The 22,006-nt window shown below is 66.8% G+C and carries 24 protein-coding genes and 1 tRNA gene; 20 read left to right on the plus strand and 5 right to left on the minus strand.

Annotation, left to right across the window (positions count from 1 at the left end; genetic code table 11):
* Nucleotides 1–152 precede the first annotated feature (152 nt).
* From ASE78_RS01385 to ASE78_RS01405, 5 genes are all read left to right on the plus strand, one after another.
* Nucleotides 153–2,543, plus strand: coding sequence for an ATP-binding protein (locus tag ASE78_RS01385; RefSeq protein WP_056492251.1), 2,391 nt, complete (start codon nucleotides 153–155; stop codon nucleotides 2,541–2,543).
* Between the two features lie 51 nt (nucleotides 2,544–2,594).
* A complete protein-coding gene (locus ASE78_RS01390) occupies nucleotides 2,595–2,948 on the plus strand; it encodes a response regulator (RefSeq protein WP_055756954.1) in 354 nt (117 codons plus the stop codon).
* A 131-nt stretch (nucleotides 2,949–3,079) separates the two neighbouring features.
* Entirely contained in the window at nucleotides 3,080–4,243 is a 1,164-nt protein-coding gene (locus tag ASE78_RS01395) for a hypothetical protein (protein ID WP_055756952.1), read from the plus strand.
* Nucleotides 4,244–4,505: 262 nt separating this feature from the next.
* On the plus strand, nucleotides 4,506–5,591 hold the full coding sequence (gene recA, locus ASE78_RS01400) for a recombinase RecA (RefSeq protein WP_200909852.1): 1,086 nt from the start codon (nucleotides 4,506–4,508) through the stop codon (nucleotides 5,589–5,591).
* 611 nt (nucleotides 5,592–6,202) lie between these two features.
* The gene (locus tag ASE78_RS01405) at nucleotides 6,203–6,847 is read left to right on the plus strand and encodes a glutathione S-transferase family protein (RefSeq protein WP_056492260.1); all 645 of its coding nucleotides are present in this window, start codon (nucleotides 6,203–6,205) and stop codon (nucleotides 6,845–6,847) included.
* A 5-nt stretch (nucleotides 6,848–6,852) separates the two neighbouring features.
* Here ASE78_RS01405 and ASE78_RS01410 read toward each other — a convergent pair.
* From ASE78_RS01410 to ASE78_RS01420, 3 genes are all read right to left on the minus strand, one after another.
* Nucleotides 6,853–6,925, minus strand: a tRNA-Thr gene (locus tag ASE78_RS01410).
* A gap of 57 nt (nucleotides 6,926–6,982) precedes the next feature.
* Nucleotides 6,983–7,846, minus strand: a complete 864-nt coding sequence (locus tag ASE78_RS01415) for a hypothetical protein (protein ID WP_235514837.1) — start codon at nucleotides 7,844–7,846, stop codon at nucleotides 6,983–6,985.
* Nucleotides 7,843–9,153, minus strand: coding sequence for a replication-associated recombination protein A (locus ASE78_RS01420; protein ID WP_056492358.1), 1,311 nt, complete (start codon nucleotides 9,151–9,153; stop codon nucleotides 7,843–7,845). The genes ASE78_RS01415 and ASE78_RS01420 overlap by 4 nt, the downstream gene beginning before the upstream one ends.
* A 143-nt stretch (nucleotides 9,154–9,296) precedes the next feature.
* Between ASE78_RS01420 and ASE78_RS01425 the strand changes: the two genes are divergently transcribed.
* From ASE78_RS01425 to ASE78_RS01445, 5 genes are all read left to right on the plus strand, one after another.
* A complete protein-coding gene (locus ASE78_RS01425) occupies nucleotides 9,297–9,869 on the plus strand; it encodes a PadR family transcriptional regulator (RefSeq protein ID WP_056492361.1) in 573 nt (190 codons plus the stop codon).
* Nucleotides 9,866–10,183, plus strand: a complete 318-nt coding sequence (locus ASE78_RS01430) for a DUF2218 domain-containing protein (RefSeq protein WP_056492265.1) — start codon at nucleotides 9,866–9,868, stop codon at nucleotides 10,181–10,183. Before ASE78_RS01425 ends, ASE78_RS01430 begins: the two co-directional genes overlap by 4 nt.
* A gap of 31 nt (nucleotides 10,184–10,214) precedes the next feature.
* Nucleotides 10,215–10,481: a UvrB/UvrC motif-containing protein gene (locus tag ASE78_RS01435; RefSeq protein WP_056492267.1), complete on the plus strand. Its 267-nt coding sequence runs from the start codon at nucleotides 10,215–10,217 to the stop codon at nucleotides 10,479–10,481.
* Between the two features lie 65 nt (nucleotides 10,482–10,546).
* Nucleotides 10,547–11,422: a dienelactone hydrolase family protein gene (locus tag ASE78_RS01440; RefSeq protein WP_056492270.1), complete on the plus strand. Its 876-nt coding sequence runs from the start codon at nucleotides 10,547–10,549 to the stop codon at nucleotides 11,420–11,422.
* A gap of 51 nt (nucleotides 11,423–11,473) precedes the next feature.
* Nucleotides 11,474–12,097, plus strand: coding sequence for a glutathione S-transferase family protein (locus tag ASE78_RS01445; protein ID WP_056492273.1), 624 nt, complete (start codon nucleotides 11,474–11,476; stop codon nucleotides 12,095–12,097).
* Nucleotides 12,098–12,134: 37 nt separating this feature from the next.
* Here ASE78_RS01445 and ASE78_RS01450 read toward each other — a convergent pair whose 3' ends face one another.
* Nucleotides 12,135–12,788, minus strand: coding sequence for a peptidylprolyl isomerase (locus tag ASE78_RS01450; protein ID WP_056492277.1), 654 nt, complete (start codon nucleotides 12,786–12,788; stop codon nucleotides 12,135–12,137).
* A gap of 113 nt (nucleotides 12,789–12,901) precedes the next feature.
* On the opposite strand from ASE78_RS01450, the gene ASE78_RS01455 reads away from it, so the two are divergent.
* Nucleotides 12,902–13,174: a hypothetical protein gene (locus ASE78_RS01455; protein ID WP_055756933.1), complete on the plus strand. Its 273-nt coding sequence runs from the start codon at nucleotides 12,902–12,904 to the stop codon at nucleotides 13,172–13,174.
* 51 nt (nucleotides 13,175–13,225) lie between these two features.
* Nucleotides 13,226–14,296, plus strand: a complete 1,071-nt coding sequence (locus ASE78_RS01460) for an alpha/beta fold hydrolase (protein ID WP_235514841.1) — start codon at nucleotides 13,226–13,228, stop codon at nucleotides 14,294–14,296.
* A 15-nt stretch (nucleotides 14,297–14,311) separates the two neighbouring features.
* Here the strand turns inward: ASE78_RS01460 and ASE78_RS01465 are convergent, their stop codons facing one another.
* Nucleotides 14,312–14,791: a hypothetical protein gene (locus ASE78_RS01465; protein WP_056492280.1), complete on the minus strand. Its 480-nt coding sequence runs from the start codon at nucleotides 14,789–14,791 to the stop codon at nucleotides 14,312–14,314.
* 253 nt (nucleotides 14,792–15,044) lie between these two features.
* Between ASE78_RS01465 and rpsL the strand changes: the two genes are divergently transcribed.
* The 8 genes from rpsL to ASE78_RS01505 all read left to right on the plus strand — a co-directional run bounded on the left by rpsL (nucleotide 15,045) and on the right by ASE78_RS01505 (nucleotide 22,006).
* Nucleotides 15,045–15,416, plus strand: a complete 372-nt coding sequence (rpsL, locus tag ASE78_RS01470) for a 30S ribosomal protein S12 (protein ID WP_055757399.1) — start codon at nucleotides 15,045–15,047, stop codon at nucleotides 15,414–15,416.
* An 89-nt stretch (nucleotides 15,417–15,505) separates the two neighbouring features.
* Nucleotides 15,506–15,976: a 30S ribosomal protein S7 gene (gene rpsG, locus ASE78_RS01475; RefSeq protein WP_055756929.1), complete on the plus strand. Its 471-nt coding sequence runs from the start codon at nucleotides 15,506–15,508 to the stop codon at nucleotides 15,974–15,976.
* A 95-nt stretch (nucleotides 15,977–16,071) separates the two neighbouring features.
* Nucleotides 16,072–18,165, plus strand: a complete 2,094-nt coding sequence (fusA, locus tag ASE78_RS01480) for an elongation factor G (RefSeq protein ID WP_055756926.1) — start codon at nucleotides 16,072–16,074, stop codon at nucleotides 18,163–18,165.
* A gap of 203 nt (nucleotides 18,166–18,368) precedes the next feature.
* Nucleotides 18,369–19,562: an elongation factor Tu gene (tuf, locus tag ASE78_RS01485; RefSeq protein ID WP_055756924.1), complete on the plus strand. Its 1,194-nt coding sequence runs from the start codon at nucleotides 18,369–18,371 to the stop codon at nucleotides 19,560–19,562.
* Between the two features lie 152 nt (nucleotides 19,563–19,714).
* On the plus strand, nucleotides 19,715–20,023 hold the full coding sequence (gene rpsJ, locus ASE78_RS01490) for a 30S ribosomal protein S10 (protein ID WP_033921125.1): 309 nt from the start codon (nucleotides 19,715–19,717) through the stop codon (nucleotides 20,021–20,023).
* Between the two features lie 323 nt (nucleotides 20,024–20,346).
* The gene (gene rplC, locus ASE78_RS01495; protein WP_055757390.1) at nucleotides 20,347–21,069 is read left to right on the plus strand and encodes a 50S ribosomal protein L3; all 723 of its coding nucleotides are present in this window, start codon (nucleotides 20,347–20,349) and stop codon (nucleotides 21,067–21,069) included.
* A 3-nt stretch (nucleotides 21,070–21,072) separates the two neighbouring features.
* Nucleotides 21,073–21,699: a 50S ribosomal protein L4 gene (rplD, locus tag ASE78_RS01500; protein ID WP_055756922.1), complete on the plus strand. Its 627-nt coding sequence runs from the start codon at nucleotides 21,073–21,075 to the stop codon at nucleotides 21,697–21,699.
* The gene (locus tag ASE78_RS01505; RefSeq protein ID WP_055756919.1) at nucleotides 21,692–22,006 is read left to right on the plus strand and encodes a 50S ribosomal protein L23; all 315 of its coding nucleotides are present in this window, start codon (nucleotides 21,692–21,694) and stop codon (nucleotides 22,004–22,006) included. The genes rplD and ASE78_RS01505 overlap by 8 nt, the downstream gene beginning before the upstream one ends.

Here is a 22,006-nt window from a genome sequence, read left to right on the forward strand (position 1 = left end):
ACAAGTCCGGGGTGACGATCGAGGACCGGAGCTGTCGGTCCGACCGGCAGAACCGGCGATTGCGGTCGTCGATAACACCCGCGATAACGCGATTCACCCCCACCCCGACCACCCCGCTTGACGCCATCGCCCAAGCGCCGCAACAGCCTGTCATGGTGTCGCTTTCCCCCCGCTCTCCCTCGCCACTGGTGCCGATCGCCATCGCGGTGGCCAGCGGTATCGCGGCGGCGGCGGTGATCCTGTGGCTGCTCGGCGATTCGACCATCGCCGGCGGCTTTCTTGCCACTGCGCTGGTGCTGGCCGGCGCGCTGTTCGGCTGGACCCGGATGCGTGGGGTCGCGCAGCCCGACGAACCGCGCATCGACTGGTCGGTGGCGCAGGCGCTGGCCGCCGTCTCGCCCCACGCCACCGCCGTCACCGACCGAGCCGGGCGGCTGATGTGCGCCAACGACCGCTATGCCGCGCTGTTCGACGGCTATCCGACCCCACCGGGCGTGGTGGGCGAGGGCGGCGACGCCACGTTGCTCGCCGGTGCCGCCCGCGCGGCATGGCGCGACGGCCATGCGCAGGTGACGCTCCGGCAGGGCGAGGCCCCGCTGATGGCGACGCTCACCCGTGCCGGCGACACGATGCTCGTCTGGCGGTTCGAGGGCGGACAGGCGATCGCCGAGGCCGCCGGCATCGGCATGATCCTGTCGGGCGAGATCGGCGAGCGGCTGGGATCGGCCGGGATCATGGTCGCGCTGCTCAGTCCCGACGGCCGCATCCGCAGCGCCAACCGCGTGTTTCAGGCGCGCGCGATGGGGCAGGAGGATGCGACCTTGATCGACGGCCGCGACTTCGCCCGCTTCCTCGTCACCGACACGCGCGGTCGCGTCCGGTTCGAGCGCGAGGGGCTGGGCGGCGACCCCCTGCGCATCCTCCAGGTCCCGCTGGCCGAGGAAAGCGGTGGCCCGATGCTGGTCGCCCTGCTCGACGAGGAGGAAGCCCCCGCCGGCCTGCTCCCCATCGCCACGCCGGGGGCGGCGGGGCAGGTGCGCGCGCTCGTCTCGCTGCTGCCGGTCGGCATGGCACTGGTCGATCGCGACGGGCGCTTCCTGCACATGAACGATGCCTTCGTCCGCGCGACCGGCGTGAACCCGGTCGCCCCGCCGCTCTATCCGGGCGATCTGGTGGTGCGCGAGGACAAGGCGGCGCTGGCCGATGCCGTCCGCCGTTTCGCCGGCGGCGCGCAGCACAGCGCCGACATGGCCGTCCGCCTGACCGATCGCCCCGACGAGCCGATCGCGCTGTCGATCGCCGGCGCGCGGGGGCTGGGCGAAGCGGCGGTCGTCGTCTCGCTGCGCGATACCGGCGAGGAGGGCAAATTGAAGCGTCAGGTGGCGCAGGCGACCAAGATGCAGGCGGTCGGGCAACTGGCCGGCGGCGTGGCGCACGACTTCAACAACATCCTTACTGCGATCATCGGCCACTGCGACCTCATGCTGATGCGCCATTCGCCCGGCGACAGCGACTATGACGACATCCAGCAGATCCGCGCCAACTCCAACCGCGCGGCCAGCCTGACGCGCCAGCTCCTCGCCTTCTCGCGCCAGCAGACGTTGCGCCCGCAGGTCCTGCAACTGCCCGACGTCATCTCCGAAGTGTCGAACCTGCTCAAGCGGCTGCTCGGCGAAACGGTGCAACTGGTCGTCAACCACGGTCGCGGCCTCGGCTCGGTCCGCGCCGATCCCGGGCAGCTCGAACAGGTCGTCGTCAACCTCGCGGTCAATGCCCGCGACGCGATGCTGGCGCGCGGCGGCAACGGCGGCACGCTGACCATCGAAACGCTGTCGACCAGCGCGCAACAGGTCCGCGCGATGGACGATGACGTGCTGCCGGTCGGCGATTACGTGACGCTCACCGTCTCCGACACCGGCACCGGCATCCCGCCCGACATCCTGCCTAAGATCTTCGAGCCATTCTTCACCACCAAGGAAGTAGGCAAGGGCACCGGGCTTGGCCTCTCGACCGTCTATGGCATCATCAAACAGTCGGGCGGCTACATCTTCGCCGAATCGCGGCCGGCCAAGGGATCGACCTTTACCATCCACCTGCCGGTCCACGCCGCCGAACCTCCGCGCCAGTCGACCCGCCCGGTCCGGCGCGAGGCGGAGGGCGCGCCGGCATGGGGATCGGGCACGATCCTGCTGGTCGAGGACGAGGACATGGTGCGCGCCATCGCCGAACGCGCGCTGACGCGACAGGGCTATACCGTGATGACCGCCGAGCATGGCGAGGCCGCGCTGGAACTGCTCGCCGACCGGCCGCACATCGATCTGCTGATCTCCGATGTCGTCATGCCGACGATGGACGGACCGACGATGGTCCGCCACGTACGCAAGGCATATCCGGCGCTGCCGATCCTGTTCATGTCGGGCTATGCCGAAGAGCAGTTGCGCCGTTCTATTGATCTGGATCAAGTTTCGTTCCTGCCGAAACCCTTTTCGGTGCAGCAACTTGCCATGGCGGCGCGCGATGCGCTGGCCAAGCCGCCGGGTTAACCGCGAATTGAGTTGCGGCGTTCGCGCTTTGACCGCTAAGGACCGCGCGCTATGACCTCGCCAGTGCGTATCCTTGTCGTCGAAGACGAACCTCTCATCGCGATGATGCTGGAGGATTTTCTCGACATCCTCGGCAAGTCGGTCGCCGGCACCGCCGACACCGTGGCTACCGCGCTCGCCGCGATCGACGCGGGGGGCATCGACGCCGCCATCCTCGACGTGAACCTGCGCGCAGGTGAGAAGAGCTGGCCGATCGCCGACCGGCTGGCGGCGGCCGGCATTCCCTTCGTCCTCGCCACCGGCGGCTCGGGCGACACGATCGAACCGGCGCACCGCGACCGCCCGGTCCTGTCCAAGCCGTTCACGATGGACGGCATCGAACAGGCGCTGAACGAACTGGGCTGAGGGCTCGGCGGGAAGTTCGCAGACGAGCAGGCCGGCACCCCGGAACGCATAGGCAAGTGTTTTGAAATAGCGTCATATTCGGGAACGTTCTCATGCTTGACAGCGCATGGGGAGCGGATGACCATCCGTATATGATCGTCTCCGCGCTGCTCCTGCTGGCCCAGGCCGCCACCCCGCAACCCGCCCAGCCGGCGGACATCATCGTCGTCGGCCAACGCGCCGAACAGGCGCTGGCCGATTGCCTCGCCCGCGCCTGTCCCCCGGCGGAGGACGTCGAGGCCTCGCTCCAGGCCTCGGTCGAACAATTCACCGGCGGCCGCTACGTCGATGCCCGCCGCACGTTGCAGGCATCGATCCGCCGCAACCGCGATCATGCCGCGCAACTCCCGGGACCGGTGTCCAGCCTGTACGCGACGCTCGCGACCGTCGCCGAACATGAAGGCGATGCGGACCTGTGGCGCACGTCGGCGCGCAACAACGTGCTGGTGCTGCGCGAACATGTCGGCGAGGGCAATCCCGCGACGCTGACCGAAGAACTGAGCTTCGCCGACAATATCCTCGGAATGGGCCAGACCGCGACGGCCGACGAGATGTACGGCACCGCGCAACGCCACGCGATCGAGGCGGGGCACGCCAATATCGCCGCCGGTGCCGCGTTCCGTCGCGCATGGCTGGCGATGCTGCGCGAACAATATGACCGCGCCGAACGCTTCGCCACGCAGGCCGTGACCCTTGCCGGCCCCGGCGACCGCACCATCGTCGAACTGCGCGACATCCTGCGCGCGCGCATCGCCATCCGCAAGGGCGACAAGGGCGCGGTAGACGCGCTGGCGGCGCGTCTGCGCCAGTCGGCCGACGCGCAGCCCAGGCTGCTGTTCTCGCGTCCGATCGAGAATATCGATCCGGCGCAATTTACCGACCTGTCCTTCCCCATCGGCGGCTGGAACGACTCGCGCATCCGCTTCGCCGATGTCGGCTATTGGGTCCGCCCCGATGGCCGGACCGCCGATGCAGAGGTGCTGCAAACCTCGGGTCTCGGCCAATGGCGGCAGGTGATTCTCGATCAGGTCGCCGACCGGCGCTACGTCCCGCTCGACGTCCCGGCGGGCAGCCCCGGCACCTACCGCATCGACCGCTTCACCATACGTGGCACGATCGGCATCGCGACCGGCACCCGCATCCGGCAGCGGGTCGGACAGTTGACCGTCCACATCGTCGACCTGACCGAAACCGAGGCGATGAGCGCGGCGGCCAAGCGCCAGATGGCCGAGGTTCGCAGCCGGCAGGGTAGCTAAAGGTTGATTCGCCCATCCCGAAACAAGCGTCATCCCAGCGAAGGCTGGGATCTCCCGGGGCTGATGCGCGACAAATGCCGCCTGAGACCCCAGCCTTCGCTCGGGCGACGTTCCTGTCCACATGAATAAGACTCTGCGACCACGCGCAAGCCGGATGGAACGCCGTTCCACCGGACTTGCAGAACCGGAACAAAACGAATACATGAGGGTCAACGGATTGCGTTGAACCCTCGACGCGGTTGCTCTACGCGAAAGGCTGGACATGGCGGCAAATCTTAAGGCGGTCGATAGCAAGATGGCGGCAGCAAACGACAAGGCGGCAAGCGAGCGGCAAAAGGCGCTCGACGCCGCGCTGGCACAGATCGACCGTGCCTTCGGCAAGGGGTCGGCGATGAAGCTGGGCCAGAAGGAGACGATGCAGGTCGAGGTGATCTCGACCGGGTCGCTCGGCCTCGACATCGCCCTGGGCGTCGGCGGCCTGCCGCGCGGCCGCGTGATCGAGATCTACGGCCCCGAATCGTCGGGCAAGACCACCTTGTCGCTGCACGTGCTGGCCGAAGCGCAGAAGGGTGGCGGCACCGTCGCCTTCGTCGACGCCGAACACGCGCTCGATCCGGTCTATGCCAAGAAGCTCGGCGTCAATATCGACGAGCTGATCGTGTCGCAGCCCGACACCGGCGAACAGGCGCTGGAGATCGTCGACACGCTGGTCCGCTCGAACGCGATCGACGTGCTGGTGGTCGATTCGGTCGCAGCACTCGTTCCGCGCGCCGAGATCGAGGGCGAGATGGGCGACAGCCACGTCGGCCTTCAGGCGCGGCTCATGTCGCAATCCCTGCGCAAGCTGACCGGTTCGATCAGCCGCTCGCGCTGCATGGTGATCTTCATCAACCAGCTCCGCATGAAGATCGGCGTGATGTACGGCAACCCGGAGACGACGACCGGCGGCAACGCGCTCAAATTCTACGCCTCGGTCCGCCTCGACATCCGCCGCACCGGCCAGATCAAGGACCGCGACGAGATCATCGGCAACGCGACCCGCGTAAAGGTGGTGAAGAACAAGGTCGCCCCGCCGTTCAAGCAGGTCGAATTCGACATCATGTACGGGCAGGGCATCTCGAAGATCGGCGAGATTCTCGATCTGGGCGTCAAGGCCGGGCTGGTCGAAAAGTCGGGCGCGTGGTTCAGCTACGACAGCGTGCGCATCGGGCAGGGGCGTGAGAACGCCAAGACCTTCCTGAACGAACACCCCGAACTGCGCGACAAGCTCGAAGCCTCGATCCGCCAGCGCACCGAAAAGGTCGCCGAGGAAATGATGGCCGGCCCCGATGCCGAGGACGATCTGTAAGGATCGCGTCGATCGTTATTAATCGCCACCGCCGCCGTATCCCGACCGGATACGGCGGCGGTTCCGTTTCAGGCATCCCCTCCCTCGAAGGGAGGGGCGGGGGGTGGGTAGGGTCCCGCACGCACGACCTGTCGGCAAGCCAAGGCCCTGTCCTACACACCATGTTTCAAGCCATGCTCGCCCGATACCACGCCGTGCCCCAACCCGACCCTCTCCCCTGGACAGCGGAGAGGGATACCGAAGCTTGCCAGCTTTGCTGGCTAGCGCAGGTTGGGAGAGAGGCGAAGCGAGCCAAAGGGTCGCGCGATCGCGCCAGCGATCGTAGCTGCGACACGTTCGCAACAAACACGTCGTTAGTGTAAACTTTGTCAACTTTGGGGGGAATTGCATGCCGAGCGTCGTCCGCGCGAACCGTCTCCACCCCCCTCGTCATTCCGGCGAAGGCCGGAATCCATACACGCCAACGCTGCGGCTCTTGGCGGACAGCAGTTCCACCCGCAGCCAACNTGTGGCGCGGCGCTGCTTCGCTGCGCCTCGCCCGGCGCGCCGTGCAACGCTTTCCGCTTTGCCGCATTGCCCTGTCGAATCCTATGCCCCGGGGAGGCCCACCGATGATAACCGTCCACCACCTCGAAAACTCCCGCTCGCAGCGCGTGCTCTGGCTGCTTGAGGAACTGGCCATGCCCTATACGGTGCGCCACTATCAGCGGAACAAGGCGACGATGCTCGCCCCGCCCGAGCTTCGCCGCATCCACCCGCTCGGCAAGTCGCCGGTGATCGAGGACAGCGATGCCGGCGTCCCCGGCGATCCGCTGGTCGTGGCGGAAACGGGGGCGATCGTCGAATATCTGGTCGAGAAGGCCGACGGCCGGCTCGGCACCCCGCGCCATCGCCGCGCGGCGCTCCACTATCGCCACTTCCTCCATTATGCCGAAGGCTCGCTGATGCCGCCGCTGCTGGTCAAGCTGGTGCTCGGCCGCGTGCCGCTGCTCGGCAAGGCGGCGCAGAAGAAAGTGCAACCGATGATCGACGTCCACCTCGACTATGTCGAGGCGCATCTGACGGCGAACACCTGGTTCGCCGGCGACGCGATGACTGCCGCCGACATCATGATGAGCTTTCCGCTGGAAGCCGCGCGCAGCCGTGCCGGCCTCGACGCCACCCGCCCGCGTACCATCGCGTGGCTGGAGCACATCCACGCCCGCCCGGCGTACCAGGCGGCGCTCGCGAAGGGCGGGCCCTATGCCTATGCCTGATCCGGTGCCGGTTGCAGGAATCGAACCCGCGACCTTCGGTTTACAAAACCGCTGCTCTACCATCTGAGCTAAACCGGCCGACCGGACCCTTGCGTTAGATTTGCCGCGCGCCGTGGTCAATCCCGAACCGGAAGGTCAGCCGACGCCGAACGTCCATCCCTCGGTCCGCGCGACCGCCGGCGTCATCCCCGCCGGCGCCCACAACGCCGGGGCATCAGCCACCCGCCGCAACCATGCCGCGCTCAGTACGGCATCGGTCGCATGATCGTCATACCGCCTGAGCGGCGCATGCCCCGCGCTGCCCAGCACCGCCAGCGCGGCGTCGAGCGCCGGCCCATCGCGCAGCTTGCTCCGCCCGGGCCGCACCCCCGCCGCCCGCGCGGCGATGGTGGTGTAGATCTCGACGATCACCGGCCCGGTGTCCGGCACCGGATCGAACGGCCACACCGGCACTTGGCCACCCAGCCGGTGCAGCACGCGCATGCCGGTCAGGCTCGACTTGCCGACCTGCGCCGCGCCGATCAGGTTGAAGCAACTGGTCGGGGACAGCCCCGCCGCGCGCTGCGCCACCTCGCACACCCGCAGCCGCCCGCGTCCGGCCTCGAACCGGTCGCCACACGCGAAGCGCTGGCGGAAATGCCGCGCGATCTCGCCATGCGCCACCACAGACGACACCCCCAGATGCAGGTCGTCCGCCGCCAATGCCTCGACCATCGCCCACAGCGCCTTGGCGTCGGCCGGCGAGGCATCCCACCCCGGGAAATAGCCGCCATGGTCGCAGAACGGCAGCGCGGGCGACAGGTCGAGCCCGATCAGCACGTCGTCGCGTGTCGCCAGCAGCCAGTCGCACACGTCATCCCGCGACCACCCGCCCGGCCGCTCGACCAGCACCGGGGCATCGTCTCCCGCCCCGGCCACCGCCACCGCCAGCCCCTTGGGCCGCGCCACCGCCTGTCCCGACCAGTCGATCCCGGCGAAGCGGGTGAAGCGTGACCTCACTCCCCGGTCCGGCGGCGTTCGTCCCACCATGTCATCCGCTCGGCGATCCGCTGCTCGAACCCGCGTCCGCTCGGCTCATAGAAGCGCTGCGCCGCCATTGCTTCGGGCCAGTAATCCGCTCCGGAAAACCCGTCCGCATGGTCATGGTCATAGGCATAGCCCTTGCCATAGCCGATGTCCTTCATCAGCCGGGTCGGGGCGTTGAGGATCGACGGCGGCGGCATCAGCGATCCCGTCTCGCGTGCCGATTTCCACGCGGCCTTCTGCGCGGTGTACGCCGCGTTCGATTTGGGCGCGGTGGCGCAGTACAGGCACGCCTGCACGATCGCCAGTTCGCCCTCGGGACTGCCAAGGAAGTCATAGGCGTCCTTGGCGGCAAGGCACTGCACCAGCGCCTGCGGGTCGGCGAGGCCGATGTCCTCCGACGCGAACCGCGTCAGCCGCCGCAGCACGTAGAGCGGTTCCTCCCCCGCGCTCAGCATCCGCGCCATATAATAGAGCGCCGCCTGCGGGTCCGATCCGCGCAGCGATTTGTGCAGCGCGGAGATGAGGTTGTAATGCCCCTCGCGGTCCTTGTCGTACACCGCCACCCGCCGCTGGAGCAGCGCCGACAGCCCCGCCGGATCGAGCGGTGCGTCCAGCGCAATCGCGAACAGCGTCTCGGCCTGGTTCAGCAGGAACCGCCCGTCGCCATCGGCACTCGCGATCAGCGCGGCGCGCGCCGCTTCGTCGAGCGGCAGGGCGCGTCCCTCGACGGCTTCCGCCCGCGCCAGCAACTCGGCGAGCGCACCCGCGTCAAGCCGGTGGAGGATCAGCACCTGCGCCCGGCTGAGCAACGCGGCGTTCAGCTCGAACGACGGATTCTCGGTCGTCGCCCCAACCAAGGTGACGGTGCCATCCTCGACGTACGGCAGGAACCCGTCCTGCTGCGCGCGATTGAACCGGTGGATCTCGTCGACGAACAGCAACGTCCGCTTGCCGAGCCGGCCATGCTCGCGCGCCTCGGCAAACACCTTCTTGAGATCGGCGACGCCCGAAAAGACCGCCGAAATCTGGGCATAGCGCAGCCCCACCGCCGCCGCGAGCAGCCGTGCGATCGTGGTCTTGCCGGTGCCGGGCGGCCCCCACAACACCATCGACGACAGCCGCCCCGCCGCGACCATCCGCCCGATCGCGCCATCGGGTCCGGTCAGATGCCCCTGTCCCACCACCTCGCCGAGCGAGGCCGGGCGCAACCGGTCGGCCAGCGGGCCGTCGGCGACCGGTTCGGGGGCGGGGGGCGTGAAGTCGGCGAAAAGGTCGGCCATGTCCGACATGTAGGCGCGCCGCGTCCGACGGCCAAGCCGATGCGGTACGGCAATCATGCGATGCAGTGAAAATATATCTTGAACCTACTTGCAGCGTGTCGATCAAGATATATCTTGGCGATATGGCAATCGATAGGAACCCCATGTTTTCACATCATCATCATCACGCCGCCGGTCGCGGCGATCCTTCACGCGGCGGCCCGTTCGGTCGCGACTGGCCGATGGGCCGGGGCGGTCGCCCCGGCGGCGGCGGCGGGCGGCGCATCTTCGACGGCAGCGAGCTGCGGCTGCTCCTGCTGCGCCTCGTCGCCGACGAACCCCGCCATGGCTATGAACTCATCAAGGCGGTCGAGGCGTTGAGCGGCGGCGCCTATGCGCCGAGCCCCGGCGTCGTCTATCCCACGCTCACGCTGCTGACCGACATGGGAATGACCGAGGAACAGGCGGCCGAGGGCACGCGCAAGCGCTTCGCCGCGACCGAAGCGGGACACACGCATCTCGTCGAAGCGTCGGCGCAGGTCGCCGAGTTGTTCGCCCGGTTGCAGGCGCTGGGCGAACGCCACGCCCGCACCGACGGCGGCCCGATCCACCGCGCCAAGGCCAATCTTCGCGCCGCGATCCACCACCGGCTGAGCGGCAGCGAGATCGATGCCGACACGCTCCACGCGGTGGCCGCGATTCTCGACGACGCGGCACAGAAGGTCGAACGTCTATGAGCACGCATACCAGCACCGCCACCGTCCCGACCCCGAATGCCAGCCGCTATCTCCAGCAGCTCTGCAAGCACTGGCAGCACAACCTGACCGTCGAGTTCACCCCTGACCATGGCACCGTCGTGTTTCCTAAGGACGCGCGCGGTGCCGATCATCCGGGCGACGCGCTGGTAACGTTCGACGCCGGCGCCGACGCGCTGACCGTCCGTATCGATGCGACCTCCGCCGAACAGCTCGCCGCGCTGGAGGGGGCGGTCGCCCGCCACCTCGACCGATTCGCCTTTCGCGAAGGCGCGCTCGCCTTCGACTGGCGCTGATCCGTTCGTCCCGGTCGTGCGTTTGCCCCGCATGACCGGAACGATCGAACAGTTGCGCGCCGAGATGGAAGCCGCCGCCGCCGCGCTCGATTTTGAGCGCGCCCGGCAGTTGCGCGACCGGATTGCGCTGCTGCGCGGCGGTGCGGAGGCGGACGCCGCGCGTGCCGCCGACACCGCCGGGCTGACCCGCCAGCAGCCGGGCGCGATGGGGCTTGGCACCAGCAGGCAACGGGTCGAGCCGCCCGCCGGCTGGAAACCGCCGCCGAAGCCCGACCCGATGGTCACGCGCAAGCGATAGCCATCGCCGCTTTCCCGATCGCCCGGTCTGTGCCAGCCTCCCGCCATTCCCTGGGAGAGACGGCCATGACCGACCTGCGCGACCGTGCCATCGCACTCTACGATGCCTTTACCCACGATCACCGCGACCGCCGCGCGTTCATGAAGGAGATGGTCGTGCTGGCCGGATCGGTCGCGGCGGCCGAGGCGCTGGTCGCCAGCATCGCCGCGTCCCCGGCGGCGGCGCAGCAGGTGAAGGCCGACGACCCCCGGATCGAGGCGGCGCGGCGCAGCGGCACCGAGGCCGGCGCCCCGGCCACCGCCTATTTCGCTGCGCCCAAAGCATCGGGTAGGCAGCGGCCGACGGTTCTGGTGATCCACGAAAATCGCGGGCTGAACGCGCATATCGAGGATGTCGCCCGCCGCCTGGCGCTCGCCGGCTTCCGCGTGATCGCGCCCGATTTCCTCGCCCCCCAAGGCGGGACCCCGGCCGACGAGGATCGCGCCCGCACGCTGATCGGCAGCATCGACTATGATCTGGCGCTGTCACAGGCCAAGGCGTTTCTGGCGAAGGCGCGGAAACAGGCGAGCGGCAACGGCCGGACCGGCGCGGTCGGCTTCTGCTGGGGCGGGGCGTTCGTCAACCGGCTGGCGGTCGCCGATCCGGCGCTGACCGCCGGCGTTTCCTATTATGGCCCCGCGCCCGATCCGGCCGAGGCGGGCAAGGTCCGCGCCGCGCTGCTGCTGCAACTGGCGGGCAAGGACACGCGGGTCAACACGACGGCCATCCCATGGGGCGACGCCCTGCGCGCGGCGGCCAAGCGGGCGACGACCCATGTCTATCCGGGCGTCGACCATGCCTTCAACAACGATACGTCGGCGGCGCGCTACGATGCCGCGGCCGCCACGCTGGCATGGGAGCGGACCGTCGCCTTCCTGCGTCACGAACTTGACGCGCGATAGCATTATGTTCCACTTCCGTTCCAACCGAATTGTTTGAGAAGGGAGCCGACCATGACCGGACTGACGCTATACACCAACCCGATGTCGCGCGGACGGATCGCGCGCTGGATGCTGGAGGAAGTCGGCGCCGACTATCAGGTCGAAATGCTCGGCTATGGCGGCACGATGAAGGACGACGCCTTTCTGGCGGTCAATCCGATGGGCAAGGTGCCGGCGATCGTTCACGGCGGACGGGTCGTCACCGAATGCGCCGCGATCTGTGCCTATCTCGCCGATGCCTTTCCACAGGCGGGCCTCGCCCCGCGCGCCGACGAGCGCGCCGACTATTACCGCTGGATGTTCTTCGCCGCCGGCCCGGTCGAGGCGGCGATCACCAACCGGTCGCTGGGGGTGGTCCCGACGAGCGACCAGCAGCGCATGGTCGGTTATGGCGAATACGACCGGGTCGTCGCGGTGCTCGAAGCGGCGGTATCCGCGCATCCCTATATCGCCGGCGACCGCTTCACCGCCGCCGATGTCTATGTCGGCTCGCATGTTATGTGGGGAACGCAGTTCGGCTCGCTGCCGAAGCTCGATGCGTTCATGGCCTATCTCGGCCGGCTGGTCGACCGGCCGGCGCATGTCCGCGCGAGCGCGCTGGACGATGCGGCGATGGCCGAAATGCAGGCGGCGTAACAGGGGAGTGGCGGGCGCGGCCGGTGCCGCGCCTGCCTCACCGCTTGATGTTGATGAGCCAGACCTTGGGAAGTCCGGTCGGGCGCGGGGTGCCGTCCAGCCGCCGGGCGCGCAGGATGCGGACGGGGTCGAGGATCATCTGCCCCTTCATCGCGTCGAGGCCGCCGCCGGTCGGCACCGCGAGGATCTTTTTGACGGTCGCCATGCCGCCGACCACTCGCCCGAACGCGGCATAGCCGTCGAAATCGCCCTTGGCGTCCATGCTCGTCATCGCGCCGACCAGCAGCACGAAATTGCCCCCCGCCGAATTGGCTTCGGGCCGCCTTGCCATCGAGATCGCGCCATCGACATGACGCACCCCGGTCCGGTCGGTGCGTTCGTGGGGGAAGGGCGGCAGGATGCGCCGCGCATCGGTGCGGATGCCGCCCTGGACGAAGCCCAGCTTCGGGTCGCTCTTGCGTCGTGCCGACCGGTAGAACACCGTATCGTCGAACCGCCCGTCGTCGACATAGGCGAGGAAGTTCTTCGTCGTCGCCGGCGTCCGCTTCGCATCGAGCGCGACGATGATCGGCCCGGCCGAGGTGTCGAACCGGACACGGATATAGCCCGGCGTGGCGCGGGTGGCGGACTGGGCGGCGGCGGGGGCAGGTGCCAGCAGGGCCAGCGACAGGGCGGCGGACAGGATACGCATCGGCGCTCTCTAACGCCTGCCGCCCGCAGGGGAAAGGATCGCCGGTCGCCGCACGGGGAACGACGGCGCGGGACGCGACGTTCTGAACCCCGACTTTCAGGAGAGCCACGCTCATGACCCGTATCCTTGCCGCCGCCGCCCTTCCGGCCTTCGCGCTGCTCGCCGCCTGTGGTGGGCAGGAGATTACCGTAACCAACGACAGCAACGTCGTGTTGAACGATACCTATGCCAACGCCGCCTTCCGCAACGACGGCGAGGTCGGCAACGAGATGATCGCGATCAATCCGATGGATACCGGCGAGAATTCGGTGACGGCTGCTGGCGACGCGATGATGGGCAACACGCCCGACGCGGTGAACGCGCAGATGGGCAACACGGCCAACTGACCACGGCCTTCCACGCCGGTTCGGCCGCGCAACGAAAATTGATTGACCTCCATGCCCCTGCTGCGCGACGACGCGCGCGGGGGAATGGGGTTGATGGACATGCTGAGCGCGATCATCCTGACGGCGGCACTGGCGAGCGCGCCGGTAACGGCGGCGCCGGTCCCGGCCGATCCGCCGGTCGCCGACACCGGTGCCGATCTCGAAACCGTTCCCTATCCCTTTCCGCTGATGCGAATGGAAACCAGCGTCGGCGGTGTGCCGGCGGGCATGGCCTATATGGACATCCGCCCGACCGCCGCCGCCAACGGCCGCACCGCCGTACTGCTCCACGGCAAGAATTTCTGCGGCAATAGCTGGGAACGCACCGCCCGGACGCTTGCCGCCGCGGGCTGGCGGGTGCTGGTGCCCGACCAGATCGGCTTCTGCAAATCGTCGAAGCCGCGCACCGCGCAATACAGCCTGCACCAGATGGCACGCCTCACCACCCGCCTGATGACCGAGCGCGGCATCGCCAAGGCGGTGATCGTCGGCCATTCGATGGGCGGCATGCTGGCGCTGCGTCTCGCGCTCGCCCATCCCGACCGGGTCGAACGGCTGGTGCTGGTCAACCCGATCGGGCTGAAGAACCGCACCGACGACGGCATTCCCTATACCCCGATCGACCGGTTGTTGCAGGATCAGCGCGCGACGACGCTGGCCAGCATCCGCGCCTATCAGCGCGACACCTATTATCACGGCACCTGGACCCCGGCCTATGAACGCTGGGCGCGGATGCAGGCGGGGATGTATGTCGGGGCGGGGCGCGATACGGTGGCAATGGCGCAGGCCAAGACCAGCGAGATGATCTATACCCAGCCGGTCGCCTATGAACTGGGCCGGATCAAGCTGCCGATGACGCTGATCGTCGGCACGCTAGACCGCACCGCCTTCGGTCGCGAACAGGCGTCGCCGACGCTGGCGCAATATCTCGAAACCGCGCCGCAGCAGGCGGCACGGCTGGCGACGCAGTTGCCCAACGCGACGCTGGTGCGGCTGGCAGGGGTCGGCCACGTACCCCAGATCGAGGTGCCCGAACGGTTCGAACGCGCGTTGCTGGGCGCGATGGGGACCGACGTCCGCTAGACGGCCGCTGCCGGACTACGCGCCGGCCCCGATCCGAAAGTTGTCGTTCGCACAGTCCGGCAGGCGCAGCGCGGCCGCCAGTTGCCACATCGCCATACCGATCACCGCCGGGCCAAGGACGGGAGCGACGATCGCCACTGTAAGGCAGGCGATGACCATCGCCCCGGATCGCGCATACAGCGCGAACGGCACGACGGCGACCAGCAGCGCGATCGGCACCGGCAGCAGCAGGCCTATCGCCAGCATCGCCAGTGCCACCGCCTCCGCCCATGGTCGCGCATGCCGGACATGCGTCAGCGGCTGGGTGAGCGCGACCGCGACCGATCCGGCGGCCAGCACCGGCAGCAGATGGACGAACGGTTCGAGCATCGCGAATCGATCGAGTAGCCACCACAATCCCGGCGCGGGCACGGTCCCAAACGGCGTCGCCCGCACCGCCTGCCACAGCGCGAGGCTGGAGACGGCGACGGCGGAAAGGGGCGGGGCGGGGCGCATCGCCGCAGAGTAGCGCCACAACCATTGCCAACTCCTTGCGCCCGTCGGCGTCATTGACGCTGGCAGGCGTCCGCGATATAGGCCCGCCCTGTCCCGCTGGGTCGGCTTCGTATCCGCGCCGCCAGCCTGCATGTGGGCAAGAGCTGAACATTGCTGGAGACATCGGCCTCGTGGAAGATCCCGCGCGGCCTTTGCGCATTTCTGATGAAGAAGGGCTCCGGCAAAGTAACCGCAAGATAAGGTGAAGGGCTTCATGCCGACGATCAACCAGTTGGTCCGCAAGGGCCGCGAACCGCAGAAGGCCAAGTCGAAGGTCCCTGCGATGGACCAGAACCCGCAGAAGCGCGGTGTCTGCACCCGCGTCTACACGACGACTCCGAAGAAGCCGAACTCGGCGCTGCGCAAGGTGGCCAAGGTCCGCCTGACCAACCAGCGCGAAGTCATCAGCTACATCCCGGGTGAAGGCCACAACCTGCAGGAGCACTCGGTCGTGCTCATCCGCGGCGGTCGTGTGCGCGATCTTCCCGGCGTGCGCTACCACGTCCTGCGCGGCGTGCTCGACACGCAGGGCGTCAAGGATCGCCGCCAGTCGCGTTCGAAGTACGGCGCCAAGCGTCCGAAGTGATTTCGCGCCGCATCGGCGGCGTGAAATCCACCTACCCCAGTAAGCCCCCGACAGGTTCGGGAACCGGCTGAAGATTAAAGGAATATCTGATGGCTCGTCGTCGTCGTCCCGAAAAGCGGGAAATCCTGCCTGATCCCGTATACGGGGATGAGGTTCTGTCGAAGTTCATGAACTCGGTCATGCTGGACGGCAAGAAGTCCGTCGCCGAGGGCATCGTCTATTCGGCGTTCGAAACCGTCGAATCGCGCGCCAAGCGTGATCCGCTGGGCGTGTTCCACGATGCGCTGAACAACGTGAAGCCGAACATCGAAGTGCGTTCGCGCCGCGTCGGCGGTGCGACCTATCAGGTGCCGGTCGAAGTCCGTTTCGAACGCGCCCAGGCGCTGGCGATTCGCTGGCTGATCTCGTCGGCGCGCAACCGCAGCGAGAACACCATGTCGGCGCGCCTGTCGGGCGAGTTGATGGATGCCGCCAACAACCGCGGCAACGCGGTCAAGAAGCGCGAAGACACGCACCGCATGGCGGAAGCGAACCGCGCTTTCTCGCACTACCGCTGGTAAGCTTCGGCGGTGGCTTTTCACCGCTGATCTAACCGCCTATATCGTGGGGAGCGGGCGTCATGCCTCGCTCCCCACATTGCTAAGGAAGCACGACCATGGCCCGCAGCCATCCGCTCGAACGGTATCGTAACATCGGCATCATGGCGCACATCGACGCCGGCAAGACGACCACGACCGAGCGCATTCTCTATTACACCGGCAAGTCCTACAAGATCGGCGAAGTGCACGAAGGCACCGCGACCATGGACTGGATGGAGCAGGAGCAGGAACGCGGCATCACCATCACCTCGGCGGCAACCACCTGCAAGTGGCGCGCGGAAGAGGGCAAGGGTGAAGAGCACCTCATCAACATTATCGATACGCCGGGCCACGTCGACTTCACGATCGAAGTCGAGCGTTCGCTGCGCGTGCTCGACGGTGCGGTCGCCTGTTTCGACGGTGTCGCCGGCGTGGAGCCGCAGTCGGAAACCGTGTGGCGTCAGGCCGACAAGTACGGCGTGCCGCGCATGTGCTTCGTCAACAAGCTCGACCGCACCGGTGCCAACTTCTACTTCTGCGTCGATTCGATCATCGAGCGCCTCGGCGCGCGTCCGGCGGTCCTGTATCTCCCGATCGGTATCGAGGGTGGCTTCAAGGGTCTGGTCGACCTGGTCGAGAACCGCGCGATCATCTGGCTCGAAGAGTCGCTGGGCGCCAAGTTCGAATATCAGGACATTCCGGACGACATGGCCGAGAAGGCCGCGAAGTATCGCAGCGAGCTGATCGAGATGGCCGTCGAGCAGGACGACGACCTGATGGAAGCCTATCTCGAAGGTAACGAGCCGTCGGTCGCCGACCTCAAGGCGCTGATCCGCAAGGGCACGCTGGCGATGAACTTCGTGCCGATCGTGTGCGGTTCGGCGTTCAAGAACAAGGGCGTGCAGCCGCTGCTCGACGCCGTGGTCGACTATCTGCCGTCGCCGCTGGACATCCCGGACGTGCAGGGCGTGAAGCTCGACGGCGAAACCCCGGATTCGCGTCCGGCCACCGACGATGCGCCGATGTCGCTGCTGGCGTTCAAGATCATGAACGATCCGTTCGTGGGCACGCTCACCTTCGCCCGCATCTATTCGGGCACCCTCACCAAGGGCGGGTATCTCAACTCGGTGAAGGACAAGAAGGAAAAGATCGGCCGTATGCTCCTCATGCACGCGAACTCGCGTGAGGACATCGACGAGGCGCGCGCCGGTGACATCGTCGCCATCGCGGGTCTGAAGGAAACGACGACCGGCGACACGCTGTGCGACCAGTCGAACCCGATCATCCTCGAGCGGATGGAGTTCCCCGAACCCGTCATCGAGCTGTCGGTGGAACCAAAGACCAAGGCCGACCAGGAAAAGATGGGCATCGCGCTCAATCGTCTCGCCGCCGAGGATCCCTCGTTCCGCGTGTCGACCGACCATGAATCGGGCCAGACGATCATCAAGGGCATGGGCGAGCTTCACCTCGAAATCCTCGTCGATCGCATGAAGCGCGAGTTCAAGGTCGAGGCGAACGTCGGTGCGCCGCAGGTGGCGTATCGCGAATATCTCGCCAAGCCGGTCGAGCTGACCTACACCCACAAGAAGCAGTCGGGTGGTTCGGGCCAGTTCGGCGAAGTCAAGGTGAAGGTGATTCCGGGCGAGCGCGGCACCGGCTACCAGTTCTTCGACGAGATCAAGGGCGGTAACATTCCGCGCGAATATATCCCGTCGGTGGAAAAGGGCATGCGCGAGACGGCACTGACCGGTTCGCTGATCGGCTTCCCGATCATCGACTTCGAAGTCCACCTGATCGACGGCAAGTACCACGACGTCGACTCGTCGGCGCTGGCGTTCGAAATCTGCGCGCGTGGCGCGATGCGCGAAGCGGCGCAGCGCGCCGGCATCAAGCTGCTCGAGCCGATCATGAAGGTCGAGGTCGTCACCCCGGAAGACTATCTGGGCGACGTCATCGGCGACATGAACAGCCGTCGTGGCCAGATCCAGGGCACCGACAGCCGCGGCAACGCGCAGACGGTCGAGGCGATGGTCCCGCTGGCCAACATGTTCGGCTATGTGAACCAGCTCCGCTCGTTCACGCAGGGTCGCGCGCAATACTCGATGCAGTTCTCGCACTATGACGAAGTGCCGCAGAACGTCGCGGACGAGGTGAAGGCGAAGATGGCCTGAAGCGCACGGGGCTAAGCAAGCTTAGCCCCGAGACGCTGAAGGCCGGCCGGCGGGGCGGTCCTTGGATCGCCCCGACCGACGCGGGATTTACTCCCGCGTCGGCTCCCCCCGCACAAGGGCTGGCAATCCCCCCAAACTCCCGCTAAAGGGCCGCCTTCGCGTTGCCCTGATGCGGCACCGAAATCGAATCAGAAGGTAGGAAAATGGCAAAGGCAAAATTCGAGCGGAACAAGCCGCATCTGAACATCGGCACCATCGGTCACGTCGACCATGGCAAGACCTCGCTGACCGCCGCGATCACCAAGGTGCTGGCCGAAACGTCGGGCGGCGTCGCCGTCGACTTCGCCAACATCGACAAGGCACCGGAAGAGCGCGAGCGCGGCATCACCATCTCGACCGCGCACGTCGAGTATGAGACGGCCGCCCGTCACTATGCGCACGTCGATTGCCCGGGCCACGCCGATTATGTGAAGAACATGATCACCGGCGCCGCGCAGATGGACGGCGCGATCCTGGTCGTGTCGGCCACCGACGGCCCGATGCCGCAGACCAAGGAGCACATCCTGCTCGCCAAGCAGGTCGGCGTTCCCACCATGGTCGTCTTCCTGAACAAGGTCGATCTGGTCGACGACGAGGAAATCCTCGAACTCGTCGAGATGGAAATCCGCGAAGAGCTGTCGAAGCGCGAATTCGACGGCGACAACATTCCGATCATCCGTGGTTCGGCTACCTGCGCACTGTCGGGTTCGAACGACGTGTTCGGCAAGGAAGCGGTTCTTGCGCTCATGGCAGCGGTCGACGAGTCGATCCCGCAGCCGGAGCGTCCGCTCGACAAGCCGTTCATGATGCCGATCGAGGACGTGTTCTCGATCTCGGGTCGCGGCACCGTCGTCACCGGCCGTGTCGAAACCGGCATCGTGAAGGTCGGTGAGGAAGTCGAGATCGTCGGTATCCATGAGTCGGTCCGCAAGACCGTCGTCACCGGCGTCGAAATGTTCCGCAAGCTGCTCGACCAGGGCCAGGCCGGCGACAACATCGGCGCGCTGATCCGCGGCGTCGCTCGCGACGAAGTGGAGCGTGGTCAGGTTCTGGCGAAGCCGGGTTCGATCACGCCGCACACCGACTTCCAGTCGTCGGTGTACGTGCTGTCGAAGGACGAGGGTGGCCGTCACACGCCGTTCTTCGCCAACTATCGCCCGCAGTTCTACTTCCGCACGACGGACGTGACCGGCACGATCGAGCTGCCCGAGGGCACCGAAATGGTCATGCCGGGCGATGAAGTCGCGCTGGGCGTAAAGCTGATCGCACCGATCGCCATGGACGTCGGCCAGCGTTTCACCATCCGTGAAGGCGGTCGTACCGTCGGCGCAGGGGTTGTCAGCGGCATCGACAAGTAATATAGCGACTCTACTGACGGCCGCTCCCGGCGACGGGGGCGGCCGTTTGCTATTTAATGAGGGCGACTCGCTTCGAGCTGGGTCATCCAACTAACCATTCGTTGTTAATCAAGAGCCGTCCCAACGGCCCGCTCTTTCGCATCGGTAGGACCATGGACAACAATATCCGTATTCGCCTTAAGGCGTTCGACCATCGCGTGCTCGACCAGGCGGCCGGCGATATTGCCGATACCGCGCGTCGCACCGGCGCCCTGATCCGTGGACCCATTCCGCTGCCCACGCACATCGACAAGTTCACGGTCAACCGCGGCCCGCACATCGACAAGAAGTCGCGCGAGCAGTTCGAGACCCGCACCTACAAGCGTCTGCTCGACATCGTGCAGCCGACCCCGCAGACCGTTGACGCGCTGATGAAGCTCGACCTCGCGGCAGGGGTGGACGTAGAGATCAAGCTGGCGTAATGCCGGCTTTCCGCGACGTAGGGTGATTCCGCCCTGCGTCGCGCTTTCGCTTCCCGCCGGTTCGCGTCAGAACCCGCTGCGGTCGAGGCAGGGAAAGCACCAACGGGATACCGAACGGCAGGTCGTCCGCAAGGACAAAAGCCGTTGACCGAGTCCCCGCTATCGCGCGTGACATTCCCCTGGGAACGATCCGTGATGTCTGGCCCTGGCGGGGGCATGGTTTTCGCAGGGGCTGGGGCTTCGGAGGCGGGCGACCGCGCACCGGAGCCTTTTTCGTTAGGCAAGCTCGTCGTCAAGACGAGCCTCTGTTGGAGGAGATGGTCATGCGTACTGGTGTGATCGCGAAGAAAATGGGTATGACCCGGTTGTTCAAGGATGATGGGCGCCACGTGCCCGTCACCGTGCTGCAACTGGAAGACGTGCAGGTCGTCGCCCGTCGTGAACTGGATCGGGACGGCTACGTCGCGGTGCAGCTCGGCGCCGGTGTCGCCAAGGCGAAGAATGTCGCCAAGCCGCAGCGCGGCCATTTCGGCAAGGCCGAAGTGACCCCGAAGGCGCGCGTGGTCGAATTCCGCGTGGCGGAAGACGCGCTGCTCGACGTCGGTGCCACCATTGGTGCCGATCACTATGTCGCGGGTCAGCTCGTCGACGTATCGGGCCGTACGCAGGGCAAGGGCTTTGCGGGCGCGATGAAGCGGTGGAACTTCGGCGGTCTGCGCGCGACGCACGGTGTGTCGGTGTCGCACCGTTCGCACGGTTCGACCGGTCAGCGTCAGGATCCGGGCAAGGTCTTCAAGAACAAGAAGATGGCCGGCCACATGGGCGACCGCAACCGCACGCAGCAGAATCTTGAAGTCGTGTCGACCGACGCCGAGCGTGGTCTGATCTTCATCAAGGGTTCGGTTCCGGGCCACAAGGGCACCTGGCTGACGGTCAAGGACGCGGTGAAGGTCGCGCGCCATGCCGACGCGCCGTATCCCGCAGGGCTCAAGACCGCGAACAGCAACGAGGCGCCGGCAGCGGCCGCCGACGGCCAGGAGGGCTGATCCATGAAGGTCAAGGTACAGACCCTCGACGCCGTCGAAAGCGGTGACATCGAGCTCAACGACGAGGTGTTCGGCCTCGATCCGCGTGCGGACATCCTGCACCGGGTCGTGACGTGGCAGCTCGAGAAGCGTCGCGGCACCGCCCGCGGCACCCGCGAGCGCGCCGACGTCGCGCGTTCGGGCAAGAAGCTGGGTCGCCAGAAGGGCGGCGGTGTCGCCCGTCACGGCGATCGTCGCGCTCCGGTGTTCATCGGTGGTGGTAAGGCACACGGCGCCCGCGTCCGTGACTTTAATCCCGGCCTGAACAAGAAGATCCGCGCGCTGGGCCTCAAGATGGCGCTGTCGAGCCATGCCAAGGCGGGTTCGCTGGTCATCCTCGACGGCTTGACCGTCGAGAACGGCAAGACGCAGGTCCTGCTCGGCAATCTCGCCAAGCTGGGCTTCGGCAAGAAGTCGCTCGTCATCGATGGCGACGCGGTCGAGAACAGCTTCGCGCTGGCCGCCCGCAACCTGCAGCAGGTCAACGTCCTGCCCGCCGGTGGCGCCAACGTCTATGACATCCTGAAGCACGACACGCTGGTGCTCACCCGCGCCGCGATCGAAAAGCTGGAGGCCCGTTTCAATGGCTAAGCAGCAGCAGGCGATCGACATCCGTCATTACGACGTGGTCCTCGCGCCGCACATCACCGAAAAGTCGACGATGCTCTCCGAGCATAACGCCGTCGTCTTCAAGGTCGCGACCAAGGCGTCGAAGCCGGAGATCAAGGCAGCGGTCGAAGCGCTGTTCAACGTCACCGTCACCGGCGTCAACACGATCGTGACCAAGGGCAAGACCAAGAAGTGGAAGGGCGCGCCCTACACCCGGTCGGACTTCAAGAAGGCGATCGTGACGCTGGCCGACGGCCAGTCGATCGACATTACCGAGGGGGCCAAGTAA

Origin of the sequence: Sphingomonas sp. Leaf25 (assembly GCF_001421635.1) — a bacterium.
In the GTDB taxonomy this organism is placed as follows: domain Bacteria; phylum Pseudomonadota; class Alphaproteobacteria; order Sphingomonadales; family Sphingomonadaceae; genus Sphingomonas.